The sequence below is a fragment of the Streptomyces sp. NPDC097595 genome (assembly GCF_044761525.1).
GTDB classification, from domain to species: domain Bacteria; phylum Actinomycetota; class Actinomycetes; order Streptomycetales; family Streptomycetaceae; genus Streptomyces; species Streptomyces drozdowiczii_A.
The window spans coordinates 110,252-126,397 of the sequence record NZ_JBIWCN010000010.1; the positions used below are offsets into that span (position 1 = coordinate 110,252).

The window sequence follows — 16,146 nt, forward strand, 5'->3', positions numbered from 1 at the left end:
TCCCCGCTCACGCGAACGCCCGTACCGCGACACCCGCCGCTTCCAGCGCCTTCCGCACCCGGTGCGCCAGCGCCGCCGCGCCCGGGGTGTCCCCGTGGACGCACAGCGAGCGTGCCGCGACCGGTATGCGGCTGCCGTCTCCGGCGGTGACGGCCCGGTCCACCGCCATCCCGACGCTGCGGCGCACGACTTCGTCCTCGTCGTGCAGCACCGCACCGGGCTCGCTCCGGGGAACGAGGGTGCCCCCAGGGGTGTACGCGCGGTCGGCGAATGCCTCCTCGACGGTGGCGAGGCGCGCGGCCGCCGCGTGGGCGAGCAGGCGCGAACCGGGGAGCCCGAGGACCGCGAGGTTCCCGCCCGCCAGCGCGACGCCCTCGACCACGGCCGCGGCCTGGCCGTCGTCCCAGACGGCGCGGTTGTACAGGGCGCCGTGCGGTTTGACGTACGCGACCGTGGAACCGGCCGCCTCGGCGAAGACCCGCAGCGCGCCGATCTGGTACGCGATCTCGGCGGTCAGTTCCGCCGGGGGCACGTCCATGGAGCGGCGCCCGAAGCCGGCGAGGTCGCGGTACGAGACCTGGGCCCCGATCCGGACGCCCCGTGCCGCCGCCGCGTCGCAGACCCGCCGCATCACGGACGCGTCGCCCGCATGGAAGCCGCACGCGACATTCGCGCTGGTCACGCAGTCGAGCAACGCCTCGTCGTCGGTGAGGGTCCAGCGCCCGAACCCTTCACCGAGATCGGCGTTGAGATCCATCGGATGCGCTCGGGCCGCCTCGGTCACCGCGTTCGTCAGATCCATCACGGGCGCACGCTAGCGATTGTTCAACAATCTGACAAGACCCGGACGGGAGGCCGGGAGGCCCGTACGGTTCACTGATCACAGGGTGCGCACCCGCACGACGTGCGACGGAAGGCAGGGGTCGGGGCATGGCGGAGACGGTGAACGGCCGGACCGTTCCGGACCTCTCGGATCTTTCGGACACCACCTCGGACGGCGCACCCCCCACCAGGTCCGGCACCGCCGAGCGGGTCGCCGTCGTCCTCCGGGACCGCATCGCCGCGGGCTACTTCCCCCCGGGCAGCCGGCTCTCCGAAGAGAGCATCAGCGGCGCCCTCGCGGTGTCCCGGAACACCCTGCGCGAGGCGTTCCGCCTGCTCTCGCACGAACGCCTCCTGGAACACCGGCTCAACAAGGGCGTCTTCGTCCGCGTCCTCGCCGTCGACGACCTGATCGACATCTACCGGGTCCGGCTCCTCGTCGAGTGCGCCGCCCTGCGGAACCTGGGCGAGCCGCCGTACGACCTGACGGACGTCGAGGCGGCCGTGTCGACGGGCGAGCGGGCGGCACGGGCGGACGACTGGGCGGTCTGCTCGACCGCGAACATCCGCTTCCACCAGGCGCTGACCGGCCTCGCGAACAGCCCCCGCACGGACGAGCTGATGCGCAGCGTCCTCGCGGAACTCCGGCTGGCGTTTCACGTGATGGCCGATCCACGCAGGTTCCACGAGCCCTACCTCTCCCGCAACAGGGAGATCACCAACCGGCTCGCCGCGGGCGACGCGGCGGGCGCGGAGCGGCTGCTCGCCTTCTACCTGGAGGACTCGCGGCGGCAGCTGGCGGAGGCGTACGCGGAGCGCCTGACCGCGCGCTAGCGGAGCCCCGGCCCTCCCGACGGACGGGCGGCGTATTCGTGCACCCCACACCCTTGTGTGTTTGTTGAACAATCGCCTAGGGTCTCGCGCAATACCCCCGACCTGTCAGGACCGCGCAGCCTCGCCTGCACGTCCATGCGCGGAAGAAGGCCGACGCGTGATCGTTCTCCTCGGCGTGCTCGTGGTGATCCTCGGATTCGCCACCCGCCGCAATCCCCTCCTCGTGGTGGGCGTCGCCGGCATCGTCACCGGACTGCTCGGCAAGCTCTCCCCTCAGGAAGTGCTCGCCTCGTTCGGCAACAGCTTCGCCTCCGCGCGTTCGGTGACCGTCTTCGTCATCACCCTGCCCGTCATCGGGCTGCTGGAGCGGTACGGACTCCAGGAGCAGGCCCGTACGCTCATCGGAAAGCTGGGCAGGCTGACCACCGGCCGCTTCCTGGCGCTCTACCTGCTGATCCGGCAGCTCACCGCCTCCGTCGGCCTCACCAGCATCGGCGGACCCGCGCAGAGCGTCCGGCCGCTGATCGCCCCCATGGCCGAGGCCGCGGCCGAGGCGAAGGCCGGGCGCCCGCTGCCGCAGAGGTTGCGTGAGAAGGTCCGCTCGCACGCGTCCGGCGCCGACACCATCGGCGTGTTCTTCGGCGAGGACTGCTTCATCGCCATCGGGTCGATCCTGCTGATCACCGGCTTCGTGAACTCCACGTACGACCAGCACCTCGAGCCCCTGCACCTCGCCCTGTGGGCCATCCCCTCCGCGATCTGCGCCTTCCTGATCCACGGGGCCCGACTGCTCCACCTCGACCGGCAGCTGGAACGCGAACTCGCCGTCGCCGCCGCCGAGAACGACCTGACGGACCTCGCCGAGGTCCGGACGGAGGACGCCAAGTGATCAAGTCCGAGTACTTCTTCTGGCTGGTGGGCGCGGTGTTCCTCGTCATGGCCGCACAGATGGCCACGGACCGCACCAACCCGAAGCGCTTCGGCTCAGCCGGCTTCTGGGGTCTGCTGGGCGCCGCGTTCTTCTACTCGACCGGAGTCGTCGACAAGTCCCTCCCCGCCGAACCGCTGGGCGTCGCCGTCCTCGTCCTGATCGCCCTGGGCGGCTTCGGCCTCACCGGCAAGGGCGCGTCGCACACGCCGTCCCGCGAGAAGCGCGCGGCCTCCGCCGCCCTCCTCGGCAACAAGCTGTTCCTCCCGGCGCTCACCATCCCCGTCGTCGCGATGATCTGCGCGACGCTCGTGAAGAACTGGAAGATCGGCGGCGAACCGGTCCTGGAGCCGGGCTACGAGACCATCCTCGGCCTGGGCGTCGGCGCCGTCGCCGCACTGGCCGTGGGCATGCTGCTGCTGCGCGAGCGGAAGGTCTCCGTACCGCTGCACGCCGGCCGCAACATGCTCGAATCGATGGGCTGGGCGCTGCTCCTGCCGCAACTGCTCTCGGTGCTCGGCTCGATCTTCCAGTCCGCGGGCGTCGGCGAGCAGGTCGGCAGGATCACCGAGGCGATCCTGCCGGACGGCCAGAAGTTCGTCGCCGTCGCCGTGTACTGCTGCGGCATGGCGCTGTTCACCATCGTCATGGGCAACGCCTTCGCGGCGTTCCCGGTGATGACCGCCGCGATCGGCTGGCCCGTCCTCATCCAGCAGATGCACGGCGACATCCCGGCGATCCTCGCCATCGGCATGCTCTGCGGCTTCTGCGGCACCCTCGTCACGCCGATGGCCGCCAATTTCAACCTGGTCCCCGCGGCCCTGCTCGAACTCAAGGACCAGTACGGCCCGATCAAGGCCCAGCTCCCCACGGCCGCGGCCCTGCTGGTCTGCAACATCGCGATCATGGCCCTGTTCGCCTTCTGAACCGACGCTCCCGTCCCCGTACGGCTCCGACCCGAGCGACCCCGCCCACCCCTATGGAGTGACCCCGATGTCCCCCGCGCTCCCCGCCGCGTACGCCGTCCCCTTCGCCGAACTGGCCCTCGCCAACGTCGTACGCGCCTACCCCAACGCCCCGGCCCACCTGTATCGCGGGCCCGAGGAGCTGGTCGAGCCCCGCGTCCTGCACCCGGCGTTCTACGGCGGGTACGACTGGCACTCCACGGTGCACATGCACTGGCTGCTCGTCCGGCTGATGCGCCGCTTCGCGCACACCGGCGACCTCCCCGCCACCCTCACCACCCGTGTCCGGGAGGTGCTGGACACGCACCTGACCCCGGAGAACCTCGCCGTCGAGGCGGCCTACCTGCGCGGGCGCCCGCACTTCGAACGTCCCTACGGCTGGGCGTGGCTGGTGGCGCTGGCGGCCGAGTGCCGCGCGCTCGGCGCCCCGGAGGGCGACCGCTGGGCCGACGCGCTCGCCCCCGCCGTCGAGGCGGTCGGCGAACTGCTCGCCGGCTGGCTGCCCCGGGCCACGTACCCGATCCGGCACGGCGTCCACCCCAACAGCGCCTTCGGCCTGGGGCTCGTCCTGGACGCGGGCGAGCGCGCCGGGCTGTCCGGCGCGGTCCTGGACGCGGTGGCGGACCGGCTCCGGGACTGGTTCTCCGGGGACCACGACGCCCCCGTCCACTGGGAGCCGTCCGGGCAGGACTTCCTGTCCCCGGCCCTGACCGAGGCGGACGCGATGCGCCGCGTCCTGCCCGCCGACGCGTTCCGGAGCTGGCTGGCCGGCTTCCTGCCGGAGCTGACCGCGTCCCCGCTGCTCACCCCGCCCGTCGTCTCCGACCACGCGGACCCGCAGATCGGCCACCTGCTCGGCCTCACGCTCAGCCGGGCGGCGGCGCTCCGCACGATCGGCGACGCCCTGGGCGAGGGACCCGTCCGCGACGCCCTGGCCGCCTCCGCCGAGGCGCACCTCGCCGCGGGGCTGCCCACGGTCTCCTCCGGCGACTTCAGCTCGGACCACTGGCTGGCCACCTTCGCCGCCCTGGCCCTGGACACCCCGCCCGGACACTGACCGGCCGGGTCACCCCCTACCCTCGGGGCATGGACGACACGGCCCAGGCGCTCCGCACCCGCTGGCACGACACCCTCGTCGCGGCTCGGGGCGGAGCGGACGGGCCCGATCCGCTTCCGTATGCCGACAACCTCCTCGCCCGCTGGGCCGAGCCGCAGCGCAAGTACCACACGACCGCCCACCTCGCGGCGGTCCTGGACCGGATCGACACGCTCGCCGGGCACGCCGCCGACGCGGCCGCCGTACGCCTGGCGGCCTGGTTCCACGACGCGGTGTACCGGCCCGACCGGTCGGAGAACGAGGAGCGCAGCGCGGTGCTCGCCGAGCGGGCGCTCCCGGAGGCCGGGGTGCCGGACGCGGTGACCGGGGAGGTCGCGCGGCTCGTCCGGCTCACCGTCACGCACGACCCGGCCGCCGGCGACACCAACGGCGAGGTGCTGTGCGACGCGGACCTGGCGATCCTCGCGGCGCCGCCGAAGGAGTACGCGGAGTACGCGGCGCAGGTCCGCGAGGAGTACGGGTTCGTGCCGGACGAGGCGTTCCGGGAGGGGCGGGCGGCGGTGCTGCGGCAGCTGCTGGGACTGCCGCAGTTGTTCCGTACGCCGTACGGGATGAGGGAGTGGGAGCCGAAGGCGCGGCAGAACCTCCTGACGGAGCTGGAACTGCTCACGCGCTGACCTCCTGGCCGGAAACGGCCGACGCGCGGCGCCCGGGGAATGTCACGAACGTTTCCGCTGTTGCCACCTGTCATGCCTGACTCCGCCGTGCGCACCTCTTCCCGTATGCCTCTGGCCGTATACATCCTCGGCCTCTCGGTCTTCGCTCTGGGCACGAGCGAGTTCATGCTCTCCGGGCTGCTGCCCCCGATCGCGGACGACATGGACGTGTCGATTCCGCGCGCCGGACTCCTCATATCCGCGTTCGCGATCGGCATGGTGGTCGGCGCCCCGCTGCTCGCCGTGGCGACGCTGCGGCTGCCGCGCCGCACGACGCTCATCGCGCTGATCTCGGTCTTCGGCCTCGGCCAGGTCGCGGGTGCGCTGGCGCCGACGTACGAGGTGCTGTTCGCGTCCCGCGTGGTCAGCGCGTTCGCGTGCGCCGGTTTCTGGGCGGTCGGGGCGGCCGTCGCCATCGCGATGGTGCCGGTGAACGCGCGGGCGCGCGCCATGGCGGTGATGATCGGCGGGCTGTCGATCGCGAACGTGCTGGGCGTGCCGCTGGGCGCGTTCCTCGGCGAGAACCTGGGCTGGCGGTCGGCGTTCTGGGCGGTCGGCGCGGCCTCGGCGGTGGCCCTGGTGGGCGTGACGACGCTGATCCCGCGCATCCCGCTGCCCGCCGAGAAGCCGCAGCTCAAGCGGGAGATGGGCATCTACCGGGACCGCCAGGTGTGGCTGTCGATCGTGATCACCGCGCTCGCGGCGGGCGGTGTGTTCTGCGCGTTCAGCTACCTCGCGCCGCTGCTGACGGACGTGGCCGGTCTGGACTCGGGCTGGGTGCCGACCGTCCTGGCGCTGTTCGGCGTGGGCGCCCTGGTCGGTACGACGATCGGTGGCCGGGTCGCCGACGCGCACCTCTTCGGGGTGCTGCTGAGCGGCATCGCGGCGTCCACGGTGTTCTTGGCGGCGCTGGCCATGTTCGCGTCGAACCAGGCGGCCGTGATCACGCTGTCGTTCCTGCTGGGCCTGTCGGCGTTCTACACCGCGCCCGCGCTCAACGCCCGGATGTTCAACGTGGCGGGCGCCGCGCCGACGCTGGCCGGGGCGACGACGACCGCCGCGTTCAACCTGGGCAACACGGGCGGCCCGTGGCTCGGCGGCACGGTGATCGACGCGGACTTCGGCTTCGAGGCGACGGCCTGGGCCGGGGCGGCGATGACCGTGGCGGCGCTGGTGACCGTGGTGTTCTCGCTGCGGCTCCAGCGGGCGCGCGGCTCGGCGGCCTCGCGGCTGGTGGCGCAGGGGGCGGGGGCGCCCAAGGGGGCGCCGGTGGAGTCGACGGAGTGCGCGACGGGCTGAGCCCGGGGGCGGTCAGGGGGCCGGGCGTCCCTTCGGCCGCCGCAGACCGGCCTCGGTCAGCCGCCGGACCAGCTCCTTCGAGCCGATCTCCCGGGCCCCGGCCCGTACCGCGTCCTCGTACCGCGCCTCCGGGATGTCGTAGTGGTCCCGCTCGAACGCCCGCGCCGGGGCGCCGATGGACGACGCGAAGGCGTGCAGTTCCTCGAAGGACACATCGCTGACCAGGTGCGACCAGAGCCGCCCGTGCCCGGGCCAGGTCGGCGGGTCGATGTAGAGCGTCATCGCCTCACCGCCGGAGTATGCCGCTGAGCGCGCCGACCGGCGCGACCGCCACCGCGGCCTTGGTGCAGACCCAGTGCGGGTGCGGCCCGAGCTCCGGCTCGACGTCCAGCGCGTGCGGGTCGCCGGCGTCGCAGACGGGGCAGAGCGGCCAGCGGCCGTACTGCTCCAGGAGCGCGTCCTGGACGTCCTGGGCGACCAGGCCGACGACGAACTCCGCGCCCTCCGGCCACTGCTCCACCCACCAGCGGCGATGCGTCACGGCGTCCTCGACCATCGACACGATCTGCGCCTCGGCGACGTCTCCGGCGGCGAGGTCGGCCATGACGAGGGCCCGGGCGGTGTGCAGCGCCTGCTCCAGGCGGTCGGGCCGGTCGGACTCCGGCGGATTCTGCTCCATGCAGCCATTGTCCACCCGTATGGCGGCGTCAACGGCTTCTGCCAAAGGTCACACCAAAGAGGGTTGACGGGCCCGGGGCTTGAAAATATCTTTCAAGGGTGACCAATGACCTGAAGGAAAGTTTCACGGACTCGCCTCCGGCCCCGGCGGCCCTCGCCGCCAAGGTGCGGACGCTGTCGCCGTCCATGACCCGCTCGATGCAGCGCGTCGCCGAGGCCGTCGCCGGTGACCCGGCGGGCTGCGCCGCCCTGACGGTCACCGGTCTCGCCGAGCTGACGGGCACCAGCGAGGCGACGGTGGTCCGCACCGCCCGCCTCCTGGGGTATCCGGGCTACCGCGACCTGCGCCTCGCGCTCGCCGGTCTCGCCGCCCACCAGGAGTCCGGCCGCGCCCCCGCCGTCACCGCGGACATAGCGGTGGACGACCCCATCGCCGACGTGGTCGCCAAGCTGGCCTACGACGAGCAGCAGACCCTCGCCGACACCGCCGCCGGGCTCGACACGGTGCAGCTGGGCGCCGCGGTCGCCGCCGCCGCCACGGCCCGCCGGATCGACATCTACGGGGTGGGCGCGTCCTCCCTCGTCGGCCAGGACCTGGCCCAGAAGCTGTCCCGGATCGGCCTCATCGCGCACTCCCACACGGACCCGCACCTCGCGGTGACCAACGCCGTGCAGCTCCGCTCCGGCGACATGGCCATCGCGATCACGCACTCCGGCTCGACGGGCGACGTCATAGAGCCGCTGCGCGTCGCCTTCGACCGGGGCGCGACGACGGTCGCGATCACCGGCCGCCCCGACGGCCCCGTCACGCAGTACGCGGACCACGTGCTGACGACGTCCACGGCGCGCGAGAGCGAGCTGCGCCCGGCCGCGATGTCGAGCCGCACCAGCCAGCTCCTGGTCGTGGACTGCCTGTTCATAGGCGTCGCCCAGCGTACGTACGAGACGGCTGCCCCGGCCCTCGCCGCCTCCTACGAGGCGCTGGCCCACCGCCACACCCCGCGCCACACCCGCTGACCGTCACCCGGACGCCCTCCGGCAGCGCCCCGCACCCGCCCCCGCACCCGCACGCCGTACGAGAAAGCAGAGCCGCCCTCCATGACCTCCCTGACCGACGCCACCCCCGACGGCTACGGCGAGCTGCGCGCCGAGCTCGCGACCCTCACCACCGAGGCGTTCCGCCCGGAGCTCGCCGAGATCGACCGGCTGGCCACCGCGGACATCGCCCGGATCATGAACGGCGAGGACCAGACCGTCCCGGCCGCCGTCGCCGAGCGGCTGCCCGAGATCGCCGCCGCGATCGACGCCACCGCCGAGCGCATGGCCCGCGGCGGCCGGCTGATCTACGCGGGCGCGGGCACCGCGGGCCGGCTGGGCGTGCTGGACGCCAGCGAGTGCCCGCCCACGTTCAACACGGACCCGGCCGATGTCGTCGGCCTGATCGCGGGCGGCCCGTCCGCCATGGTCACCGCCGTCGAGGGCGCGGAGGACAGCAAGGAGCTGGCCGCCGCCGACCTGGAGGCGCTGGAGCTCACCGCCGACGACACGGTGGTCGGCATCTCCGCCTCCGGCCGTACGCCGTACGCGATCGGGGCCGTGGAGCACGCCCGCGCGAAGGGCGCCCTGACCCTCGGCCTGTCGTGCAACGCGGACTCCGCGCTGGGCGCCGCCGCCGAGCACCCGATCGAGGTCGTCGTCGGCCCCGAGCTGCTGACCGGCTCCACCCGCCTCAAGGCGGGCACGGCCCAGAAGCTCGTGCTCAACATGATCTCGACCATCACGATGATCCGCCTCGGCAAGACGTACGGGAACCTCATGGTCGACGTGCGTGCCTCCAACGAGAAGCTGCGGGCCCGCTCCCGGCGCATCGTCGCGCTGGCCACGGGCGCGTCCGACGAGGAGATCGAGACGGCCCTCGCCGCCACGGACGGCGAGGTGAAGAACGCCATCCTGACGATCCTCGGCCAGGTCGACGGCCCCACGGCCGCCACGCTCCTGACCGAGTCGAACGGCCACCTCCGCGCCGCGCTCGCCGCCGCCCCCCGCACCACCTGACCTAGGGACCTGTCCGGCGGATCAGGGCCGGGGGCGCGGCGTCTGGCACGGCACCTCGCCGCGTTGCCGAACCGCCCTAATCGCTCCGCGATGAGGACGCCCCGGCGCCTTGCGATGCACCGCACCAGACGCCGCGCCCTACCCGACCCTGATCCGCCGGACAGGCCCTACCGCACCACGTCCCCCGCACAGCAAGGCACCACGCACCATGGCTACAGAAGACAAGAACCGCGCCACTGCCGCCGCGATCCTTCCGCTCGTCGGTGGCGCCGCGAACGTCAGCTCCATCGCCCACTGCATGACCCGGCTCCGGCTCGGGCTGCACGACCGTTCGCTCGTCCAGGACGACGCGCTGAAGGCCGTCCCCGCGGTCATGGGCGTGGTCGAGGACGACACGTACCAGATCGTCCTCGGTCCCGGTACGGTCGCCCGCGTCACGCCGGAATTCGAGAAGCTGGTCGAGGAGGGCAAGGCGGAGGCCCCGGCTCCCGCCCCGGCCCCGGCCGACGCCGCCCCGCTCACGGCGGAGGAGCTGGCCGCGCAGGGCGCCGAGATGAGGGCCGCCCGCAAGGCGAAGAACGCGACCCCGTTCAAGCTGTTCCTGCGCAAGATCGCCAACATCTTCGTGCCGCTGATCCCGGCCCTGATCGGCTGCGGCATCATCGCCGGTCTCAACGGCCTGCTGGTCAACCTCGAATGGCTGCCGTCGGTCACCCCGGCGCTCGCCGCGATGGCCTCCGGCTTCATGGCCCTGATCGCGGTCTTCGTCGGCTACAACACCGCGAAGGAGTTCGGCGGCACGCCGATCCTGGGCGGTGCGGTCGCGGCGATCATCGTCTTCCCGGGCGTCGCGAACATCGAGGCGTTCGGCCAGAAGCTCTCCCCCGGCCAGGGCGGCGTCCTCGGCGCCCTCGGCGCGGCGGTGCTCGCGGTGTACGTGGAGAAGTGGTGCCGCCGCTGGGTGCCGGAGGCGCTGGACGTGCTGGTCACGCCGACGCTGACGGTCCTCATCTCCGGCCTGGTCACGATCTTCGGCCTGATGTACGTGGCCGGTGAGGTCTCCACCGCGATCGGCGACTTCGCCGACTGGCTGCTCTCCAACGGCGGCGCGGGCGCGGGTCTGATCCTCGGCGGCTTCTTCCTCCCGCTCGTCATGCTGGGCCTGCACCAGGCGCTGATCCCCATCCACACCACGCTGATCGAGCAGCAGGGCTACACGGTCCTGCTCCCGATCCTCGCCATGGCCGGTGCCGGCCAGGTCGGCGCGGCCATCGCCACGTACTTCCGCCTCCCGCGCAACGAGTCGATCCGCAAGACCATCAAGTCCGCCCTGCCCGCCGGCTTCCTCGGCGTCGGCGAGCCCCTGATCTACGGCGTCTCGCTCCCGCTGGGCCGCCCGTTCATCACGGCCTGCGTGGGCGGCGCGTTCGGCGGCGCGTTCGTCGGCTTCTTCAACCAGCTGGGTGACGCGGTCGGCTCCACGGCGATCGGCCCCTCCGGCTGGGCCCTGTTCCCCCTCCTCGACGGCAACCACGGCCTGGGCGCCACGATCGCGATCTACGCGGGCGGCCTCGTCGTCGGCTACCTCGCGGGCTTCCTGGCCACGTACTTCTTCGGCTTCAGCAAGGAGCTCCTGGCGGAGTTCAACGTGAGCCAGGAGGAGCCCGCCGCCCCGGCGGCGACTCCGGCCCCGGCCACGCCTTCCGAAACGGCGAAGGCGCCGGCGGCGGTCTGAGACCCACACCGAACGGAGCGGCGGCACCCCTCACCCAGGGGTGCCGCCGCTCCGTCGTCACGGCTCAGTTCTTGCCGGCACCGAGGGACACGGCCGAAACCTTGCACCAGGGATGGCTGGAAATCGCCCCCTCCAATGAGGGGCGGCGCGGGTCGATGTGAACACCAGCTGATTCAAGCCTGAATCACTCCCGTCCCGCTGGTGACACCCATGCGCGGAGAATCCCTGGGGGGACATTGCCTTCCGCTACACCCGGCCGTCTCGGTCTCGCACGCGCGAAGCGCGCGAGACGGATCTCGGCCTGCACCGCACTCGTTCTCGCCGCCGGCATGCTGCTGGCGGCTCCGGCCTCGGCCGACGACGCCTCCAAGGGCTCCGGCGGCCCCGAGACGCCGGCCACGGGCACGAAACCGCGCCTGGACCTGAACGGCAACGGCGACAACGACCTCCTCTACCGAGGTGTGGACGGCGTCCTGTACGTCAAGGCGGGGGGGTTCACCCCCGACTACCCGTTCCGGATCCCCGCCACCGACGAGCGGGAGATGCAGAAGGACATCATCCCGCTGGGCGACCTCGACTCCGACGGCCCGCCCGCGCTCGTCACGCTGTCCGCGACCGGCACGCTCACGCTGTACCCGAGCGCGGGCGAGGAGAGCGCCTCCCCTGCCACATGGTCCGGTGAGGGCTGGCAGAAGTACAACAAGATCCTCTCCCCCGGCGACCTGACCGGTGACGGCCGCAACGACCTCCTCGCGCGCACGCCCTCCGGCGACGTCTACCTCCACGCCTCCACCGGCGCCATCAGGGGCGAGCCCTTCGCGCCCGCGGTCAAGGTGGCCTCCGGCTGGGAGACGTACGACCAGATCGTCGGCCTCAACGACAGCAACGGTGACGGGTTCGGCGATGTCGTCACCCGCACCAGGGCTGGCGACCTGTACTTCTTCGCGGGCACCGGCGACGCGGCGAAGCCCTTCAAGACGCCGACCAAGAGAATCGGCTACGGCTTCGGCATCTACAACCAGCTCGTGGGTGTCGACGACCTCAACGGAGACGGCCACGGCGACCTCATGGGCCGCCTGCCGAACGGCGACACGTACATCTACCGGTCCACCGGTCGGGGCAGCTTCCGCACGCGTGTCGCCGATGCCTTCGGCTGGCAGAAGGCCGCCCTGTTCGTCGGCCAGGGCGGCAACCCCGACTTCGGCAAGCACGAAGCCGTGGGCACCACCGACGACCACCGTTGGTGGTGGTACGACTCCAAGAACAACGGGCAGTTCGCCCCCCGGGGGCTCCGCAACGTCGCCGAGGCCGGGCCGATGAGGCGGCTCGTCTCCTCCCTCGACGCCGACGGCCGACCCGAGGAACTCTGGGTCAAGGACGGCCGGCTGACCATCGGGGACCACTCCTTCGGCAGCGGCTGGGGCGCCTACGACGATCTCGTCGGGCCGGGCGACCTGAGCGGTGACGGCAAGGGCGACCTGCTGGCCCGCGACACCAAGGGCGACCTGTACCTGTATCCGGGCAACGGCCTCACCTCATTCGGCGCCAAGATCAAGGTCGGCTACGGCTACGGCACGTACCGCCACATCGTCGGTGCCGGCGACCTCACCGACGACGGCAGGACCGATGTGGTGGCCATCGCCAAGGACGGCACTCTGTACCTGTACGCGGGCACGGGCCAGGCGTCCGCCCCGCTGAAGGCGCGCGTGAAGATCGGCTCCGGCTTCGACATCTACAACAAGTTCGCCGCGCCCGGCGACATCAACGGGGACGGCAGGGCCGACCTGGTCGGCGTCAACGGCTACGGCGACCTGTACCGCTACACGTCCACCGGGACCGGCACGATCAGCAAGCGCGTACAGATCGGCTACGGCTTCAACATCTACAACGGCCTGTACTGATCACCGCGCCGCCGGCGCCCTCCTCGCGGATGCGCGGGAGGGCGCCTTCGTCGTAGGTCTCAGACCGGAAAGCCGTCCGTGGCCAGCGTGACGTCGAAGGGCGCGGGGCCGCTTGCTTCAGCGTCCCACGTTCGTGTGGGCGACGCACCGAGCGCCGCTCACCGTTGCCCCTGCGCCAGCCCCAGCAGCACCCCGTGCGTCTCCCGGTCCGCAGCCACGACCAGCCCGCCCGCGCCCTCGTCCACCGGCAAGCCGTCGATCCCCGTCACCACGCACCCCGCCGCCTCGCACAGCGCGATGCCCGCCGCGAAGTGGACGCTGTCCAGGCGGAGGCCGGGCCCGCCGTCCGTGAGGTACGCGGCACGGCGCCCCGCCGCCACCCACGCCACGGCCACCGTGCTGGAGACGACGCGCGGCCGGAACCCGGCGACGAACTCCGGCCTGGCCATGAGCTCCACCGCCCGGAACCCCGGCGCATGCGGGAACGGCGGGTCCAGGTTCAGGTCCACCAGCCGGGACCCCGCCGAGGGTATGAGGCGGTCGTCCCGCCCGTCCGCCCCCCGGACCCACGCCCCCGCCCCGTCCGTCCAGAAGACCTCGCCGCTGAACGGGTCGGCGGAGGCCGCCGCCGTGATGCGGGAGGAGGAGGCGTCCCGGAGCGCGACGTTGACCGCGACGAGCATGTTGCCCACCGCGTAGTTGAGCGTCCCGCACAACGGGTCCACCAGCCACCGGCGCGCCGCCCCGGCCGCCCCGCCGGCCCCGCTCTCCTCGCCCGTCACCGCGTCATCGGGCCGCGCCGCGCGCAGCACGTCGAGGACGGCCTCCTCCGCCGCGATGTCGGCGGCCGTGGCGAAGTCACCGCCGCCCTTCTCGTACCGCGTCAGCGACGCCCCGTACATCTCGCGTACGACCGCCGCACCCGCCGACGCGGCCCGAAGGGCCACCTGCGCGTCACTGTCCATGGTCACCATCTCCGCAGGCTAGCGGTCACTCAGTGAAGGCCCGGCGGCCGTGCGCAGGAACCGCACCAGGTCCTCGACCCCGTACCCGAGCTTCGGCCCCCGCTCGGCCGCCATCAGGAGCAACTGGCCCACGATCTCCGCGCCCCACCCGTCGGTGCCGTCCGACGACCACTCCCACAGCTTCTCGATTCCGAGATCGGTCATCAGCAGGCCGTGCCCGGTGCGGATCTCGGCGCACACCTCGGCCACCGCGTCCAGCAGGGTCGCGCCCTGCCGTTCGCAGGCGAGACCGAAGTACGCGCCGAACTCCTCGACCCGGCACCCCTGCGGCGGGGCCTCCCTGATCGCCTCGTACTCCGGGCAGTCCGGGCGCGGCCGCCGCCCCACGGGGCAGTGGATCAACGTGAACCGGTGCCCCCTGGAAGGCACCGTCACCTCGGCAACTGCCCTTCCCGGTTGATCTCCGTCACCCGCGCCCGCAGCACCGCCCCCGGCGGGGCCTGCCGTACGGAGTCGGCCGGGCAGTCCCACACCACCCCGCCGCCCGGCGGCCGCAGCCGCACGTACGGCCCCACGCGCCCCAGCACCCGCCCGATCCGCCCGTCCCGCACGTCCACCGCGAACGACCCCGGCTCCGGCGTACACGCCTCCAGGCCCTCCCCGCCCGTCACGACGCCGCCGCCTTCTCCTCCAGCACCCGGCTGAGCTGCTGCGCCGCCGCGAGATTGCAGCGCCCCAGGTCCACCAGGACCGCCGGGTCCTCACCCGCACACGAAGCCGCGTCGATCCGCAGCGAGGGCAGCTTCACCCCGGCCCGCGCGAAACCCTCCCTCAGCAACGCCACCACCTCCTCCGCCTCCCGAATCTTCGCCACTGCCGCTCTGCGCCGTTCCGTTGTCGTCATGATCCATTCCTTCCACGCTGAGTAATGACGATGCATACCCAGAGTGGTGATTCTCTCGCTAGCCTGAAAGAGGCGCAGGCCCAACAAACGCACGTGTGTAACAGGGAGTTGTCATGCCAGGTCCCAAGAAGCTAGACCCCGCCTCGTCTCCTCGCGCCCTGCTGGGCTCCGAGCTCCGCCACCGAAGAGAACGCGCGAACCTCTCCCAGGTCGATCTGGGCAACCTGCTGTTCGTCAGCGGCTCCTTCATCGGCCAACTGGAGGACGGCAGCCGCCGCATGCAGATGGACCAGGCGCTCAGGCTCGACGAGATCCTGAACGCGGATGGCTTCTTCAAGCGCAACTGTGCGGCTTTGGAGAAGTCGAAGTACCCGGATCACTTCGCGGAAGCGGCGGAGGCGGAAGCCCGCGCGACGGAGATCAAGGAGTACGCGCCGCAGCTCATCCCGGGCCTGTTGCAGACGGAGGCGTACGCGCGGGCGGTGTTCCGGGAGTACCAGCCCACGGCAGTAGACGGCGTGATCGAAGAACTGGTGGCAGCTCGTCTGGAGCGGGCACAGCTCCTCGCCGATCCAACAGTGCCGCTGTTGTGGGTCGTACTGGACGAATCGGTGTTACGCCGGAAGGTCGGCGGGCCCGCGTGCATGGCAGGAGCTCTCCGCCACATCGCCTCCCTGGTCCAACAACGTCGGATCATCGTGCAAGTACTGCCGTTTGACGCTGGCGGTCACGCAGCCATGGGCGGCGGACTCAAGCTCATGGCATTCAGCGACGCTCCCCCACTCGCCTACCTGGACGGCCTCGGAGCAGGCCAACTCCTCGACGACCCAGGAACCGTGAAGGACTACGAACTGACCTACGATCTGGTGGTGGCCAGCGCGCTCTCACCGGCAGCGTCTCTGGCCTTGATCGAGTCGGTGGCGGAGGATTACGACCATGAGGAACAACAGTTCTAACTACGACCTGTCCGCAGCCACTTGGTACAAGTCCAGCTACAGCGGCGCAAGCGGCGGTGACTGCGTGGAGGTCGCCACCTGGCGCAAGTCCACGTACAGCGACGGGAGTGGCGGCAACTGCCTCGAAGTCCTCGACGGCGTCCCGGACGTCGTCCCCGTCCGCGACTCGAAGGTCACCGACGGCCCGGCGGTCGTGTTCGCAACGACCGCCTGGCAGCAGTTCGTCACCGACCTGAAGCACGCCTGACGCGACGACAGCCGGTACCACTGACGGCCACAGTGGTACCGGCCCCTTGACCTCAACCATACTTGAGGCAACACGATCTCGTTC

19 protein-coding genes are annotated in these 16,146 nt (G+C 71.9%); 12 read left to right on the forward strand and 7 right to left on the reverse strand.

Annotation, left to right across the window (positions count from 1 at the left end; translation table 11 throughout):
• Positions 1-7 precede the first annotated feature (7 nt).
• Entirely contained in the window at positions 8-757 is a 750-nt protein-coding gene (locus ACIQZN_RS17590) for a LamB/YcsF family protein (RefSeq protein ID WP_403994490.1), read from the reverse strand.
• Between the two features lie 173 nt (positions 758-930).
• Between ACIQZN_RS17590 and ACIQZN_RS17595 the strand changes: the two genes are divergently transcribed.
• From ACIQZN_RS17595 to ACIQZN_RS17620, 6 genes are all read left to right on the forward strand, one after another.
• Positions 931-1,656, forward strand: coding sequence for a GntR family transcriptional regulator (locus tag ACIQZN_RS17595; protein ID WP_403994062.1), 726 nt, complete (start codon positions 931-933; stop codon positions 1,654-1,656).
• A 157-nt stretch (positions 1,657-1,813) separates the two neighbouring features.
• The gene (locus ACIQZN_RS17600; RefSeq protein WP_164629779.1) at positions 1,814-2,545 is read left to right on the forward strand and encodes a DUF969 domain-containing protein; all 732 of its coding nucleotides are present in this window, start codon (positions 1,814-1,816) and stop codon (positions 2,543-2,545) included.
• Positions 2,542-3,510, forward strand: coding sequence for a DUF979 domain-containing protein (locus ACIQZN_RS17605; protein ID WP_403994065.1), 969 nt, complete (start codon positions 2,542-2,544; stop codon positions 3,508-3,510). The genes ACIQZN_RS17600 and ACIQZN_RS17605 overlap by 4 nt, the downstream gene beginning before the upstream one ends.
• A gap of 67 nt (positions 3,511-3,577) precedes the next feature.
• The gene (locus tag ACIQZN_RS17610; protein WP_403994068.1) at positions 3,578-4,606 is read left to right on the forward strand and encodes a DUF2891 domain-containing protein; all 1,029 of its coding nucleotides are present in this window, start codon (positions 3,578-3,580) and stop codon (positions 4,604-4,606) included.
• Positions 4,607-4,635: 29 nt separating this feature from the next.
• Positions 4,636-5,283, forward strand: a complete 648-nt coding sequence (locus ACIQZN_RS17615) for a hypothetical protein (protein WP_403994071.1) — start codon at positions 4,636-4,638, stop codon at positions 5,281-5,283.
• 105 nt (positions 5,284-5,388) lie between these two features.
• Entirely contained in the window at positions 5,389-6,621 is a 1,233-nt protein-coding gene (locus ACIQZN_RS17620; RefSeq protein ID WP_403994074.1) for a Cmx/CmrA family chloramphenicol efflux MFS transporter, read from the forward strand.
• Between the two features lie 12 nt (positions 6,622-6,633).
• Here the strand turns inward: ACIQZN_RS17620 and ACIQZN_RS17625 are convergent, their stop codons facing one another.
• Together ACIQZN_RS17625 and ACIQZN_RS17630 are read right to left on the reverse strand one after the other, a co-directional pair.
• Positions 6,634-6,903: a DUF4031 domain-containing protein gene (locus ACIQZN_RS17625; RefSeq protein ID WP_403994077.1), complete on the reverse strand. Its 270-nt coding sequence runs from the start codon at positions 6,901-6,903 to the stop codon at positions 6,634-6,636.
• 4 nt (positions 6,904-6,907) lie between these two features.
• Positions 6,908-7,300: a hypothetical protein gene (locus ACIQZN_RS17630; protein WP_164629784.1), complete on the reverse strand. Its 393-nt coding sequence runs from the start codon at positions 7,298-7,300 to the stop codon at positions 6,908-6,910.
• 98 nt (positions 7,301-7,398) lie between these two features.
• Here ACIQZN_RS17630 and ACIQZN_RS17635 point away from each other — a divergent pair, with 98 nt between their 5' ends.
• The 4 genes from ACIQZN_RS17635 (at position 7,399) to ACIQZN_RS17650 (ending at position 12,990) form a co-directional block, all read left to right on the forward strand.
• Positions 7,399-8,316 carry a MurR/RpiR family transcriptional regulator gene (locus tag ACIQZN_RS17635; protein WP_403994080.1) on the forward strand — a complete coding sequence of 306 codons (918 nt, stop codon included), beginning with the start codon at positions 7,399-7,401 and terminating at the stop codon, positions 8,314-8,316.
• An 81-nt stretch (positions 8,317-8,397) separates the two neighbouring features.
• Positions 8,398-9,354 (forward strand): N-acetylmuramic acid 6-phosphate etherase, encoded by a 957-nt coding sequence (gene murQ / locus ACIQZN_RS17640; RefSeq protein WP_403994083.1) that lies wholly within the window; start codon positions 8,398-8,400, stop codon positions 9,352-9,354.
• A gap of 208 nt (positions 9,355-9,562) precedes the next feature.
• Positions 9,563-11,089, forward strand: coding sequence for a PTS transporter subunit EIIC (locus ACIQZN_RS17645; RefSeq protein ID WP_403994085.1), 1,527 nt, complete (start codon positions 9,563-9,565; stop codon positions 11,087-11,089).
• Positions 11,090-11,418: 329 nt separating this feature from the next.
• Entirely contained in the window at positions 11,419-12,990 is a 1,572-nt protein-coding gene (locus tag ACIQZN_RS17650) for an FG-GAP repeat domain-containing protein (RefSeq protein ID WP_403994088.1), read from the forward strand.
• A gap of 158 nt (positions 12,991-13,148) precedes the next feature.
• Here the strand turns inward: ACIQZN_RS17650 and ACIQZN_RS17655 are convergent, their stop codons facing one another.
• Genes ACIQZN_RS17655 through ACIQZN_RS17670 form a run of 4 tightly spaced genes read right to left on the reverse strand, consistent with a single transcriptional unit; the run spans position 13,149 to position 14,859 of the window.
• Complete coding sequence (locus ACIQZN_RS17655; RefSeq protein WP_403994091.1) at positions 13,149-13,964, reverse strand: inositol monophosphatase family protein; 816 nt, start codon at positions 13,962-13,964, stop codon at positions 13,149-13,151.
• A 9-nt stretch (positions 13,965-13,973) separates the two neighbouring features.
• Complete coding sequence (locus tag ACIQZN_RS17660) at positions 13,974-14,384, reverse strand: amidase (RefSeq protein ID WP_403994093.1); 411 nt, start codon at positions 14,382-14,384, stop codon at positions 13,974-13,976.
• Positions 14,385-14,386: 2 nt separating this feature from the next.
• Positions 14,387-14,626 carry a hypothetical protein gene (locus ACIQZN_RS17665; RefSeq protein WP_073964713.1) on the reverse strand — a complete coding sequence of 80 codons (240 nt, stop codon included), beginning with the start codon at positions 14,624-14,626 and terminating at the stop codon, positions 14,387-14,389.
• Positions 14,623-14,859 (reverse strand): hypothetical protein, encoded by a 237-nt coding sequence (locus ACIQZN_RS17670; protein WP_161212111.1) that lies wholly within the window; start codon positions 14,857-14,859, stop codon positions 14,623-14,625. The genes ACIQZN_RS17665 and ACIQZN_RS17670 overlap by 4 nt, the downstream gene beginning before the upstream one ends.
• 113 nt (positions 14,860-14,972) lie before the next feature.
• Here ACIQZN_RS17670 and ACIQZN_RS17675 point away from each other — a divergent pair, with 113 nt between their 5' ends.
• Entirely contained in the window at positions 14,973-15,815 is an 843-nt protein-coding gene (locus ACIQZN_RS17675; RefSeq protein ID WP_403994098.1) for a Scr1 family TA system antitoxin-like transcriptional regulator, read from the forward strand.
• Entirely contained in the window at positions 15,796-16,062 is a 267-nt protein-coding gene (locus tag ACIQZN_RS17680; protein WP_403994101.1) for a DUF397 domain-containing protein, read from the forward strand. The genes ACIQZN_RS17675 and ACIQZN_RS17680 overlap by 20 nt, the downstream gene beginning before the upstream one ends.
• Positions 16,063-16,146: the final 84 nt, after the last annotated feature.

What these genes read in the sequence shown, in the direction of transcription:
- ACIQZN_RS17650 (WP_403994088.1), top strand. Translation starts at nt 11,419, where the DNA reads ATGCTGCTGGCGGCTCCGGCCTCGGCCGACGACGCCTCCAAGGGCTCC.
- ACIQZN_RS17680 (WP_403994101.1), top strand. Translation starts at nt 15,796, where the DNA reads ATGAGGAACAACAGTTCTAACTACGACCTGTCCGCAGCCACTTGGTAC.
- ACIQZN_RS17675 (WP_403994098.1), top strand. Translation starts at nt 14,973, where the DNA reads ATGCCAGGTCCCAAGAAGCTAGACCCCGCCTCGTCTCCTCGCGCCCTG.
- ACIQZN_RS17590 (WP_403994490.1), bottom strand. Translation starts at nt 757, where the DNA reads ATGGATCTCAACGCCGATCTCGGTGAAGGGTTCGGGCGCTGGACCCTC.
- ACIQZN_RS17670 (WP_161212111.1), bottom strand. Translation starts at nt 14,859, where the DNA reads ATGACGACAACGGAACGGCGCAGAGCGGCAGTGGCGAAGATTCGGGAG.
- ACIQZN_RS17620 (WP_403994074.1), top strand. Translation starts at nt 5,389, where the DNA reads ATGCCTCTGGCCGTATACATCCTCGGCCTCTCGGTCTTCGCTCTGGGC.
- ACIQZN_RS17655 (WP_403994091.1), bottom strand. Translation starts at nt 13,964, where the DNA reads ATGGTGACCATGGACAGTGACGCGCAGGTGGCCCTTCGGGCCGCGTCG.
- murQ (WP_403994083.1), top strand. Translation starts at nt 8,398, where the DNA reads ATGACCTCCCTGACCGACGCCACCCCCGACGGCTACGGCGAGCTGCGC.
- ACIQZN_RS17595 (WP_403994062.1), top strand. Translation starts at nt 931, where the DNA reads ATGGCGGAGACGGTGAACGGCCGGACCGTTCCGGACCTCTCGGATCTT.
- ACIQZN_RS17615 (WP_403994071.1), top strand. Translation starts at nt 4,636, where the DNA reads ATGGACGACACGGCCCAGGCGCTCCGCACCCGCTGGCACGACACCCTC.
- ACIQZN_RS17625 (WP_403994077.1), bottom strand. Translation starts at nt 6,903, where the DNA reads ATGACGCTCTACATCGACCCGCCGACCTGGCCCGGGCACGGGCGGCTC.
- ACIQZN_RS17610 (WP_403994068.1), top strand. Translation starts at nt 3,578, where the DNA reads ATGTCCCCCGCGCTCCCCGCCGCGTACGCCGTCCCCTTCGCCGAACTG.
- ACIQZN_RS17630 (WP_164629784.1), bottom strand. Translation starts at nt 7,300, where the DNA reads ATGGAGCAGAATCCGCCGGAGTCCGACCGGCCCGACCGCCTGGAGCAG.
- ACIQZN_RS17645 (WP_403994085.1), top strand. Translation starts at nt 9,563, where the DNA reads ATGGCTACAGAAGACAAGAACCGCGCCACTGCCGCCGCGATCCTTCCG.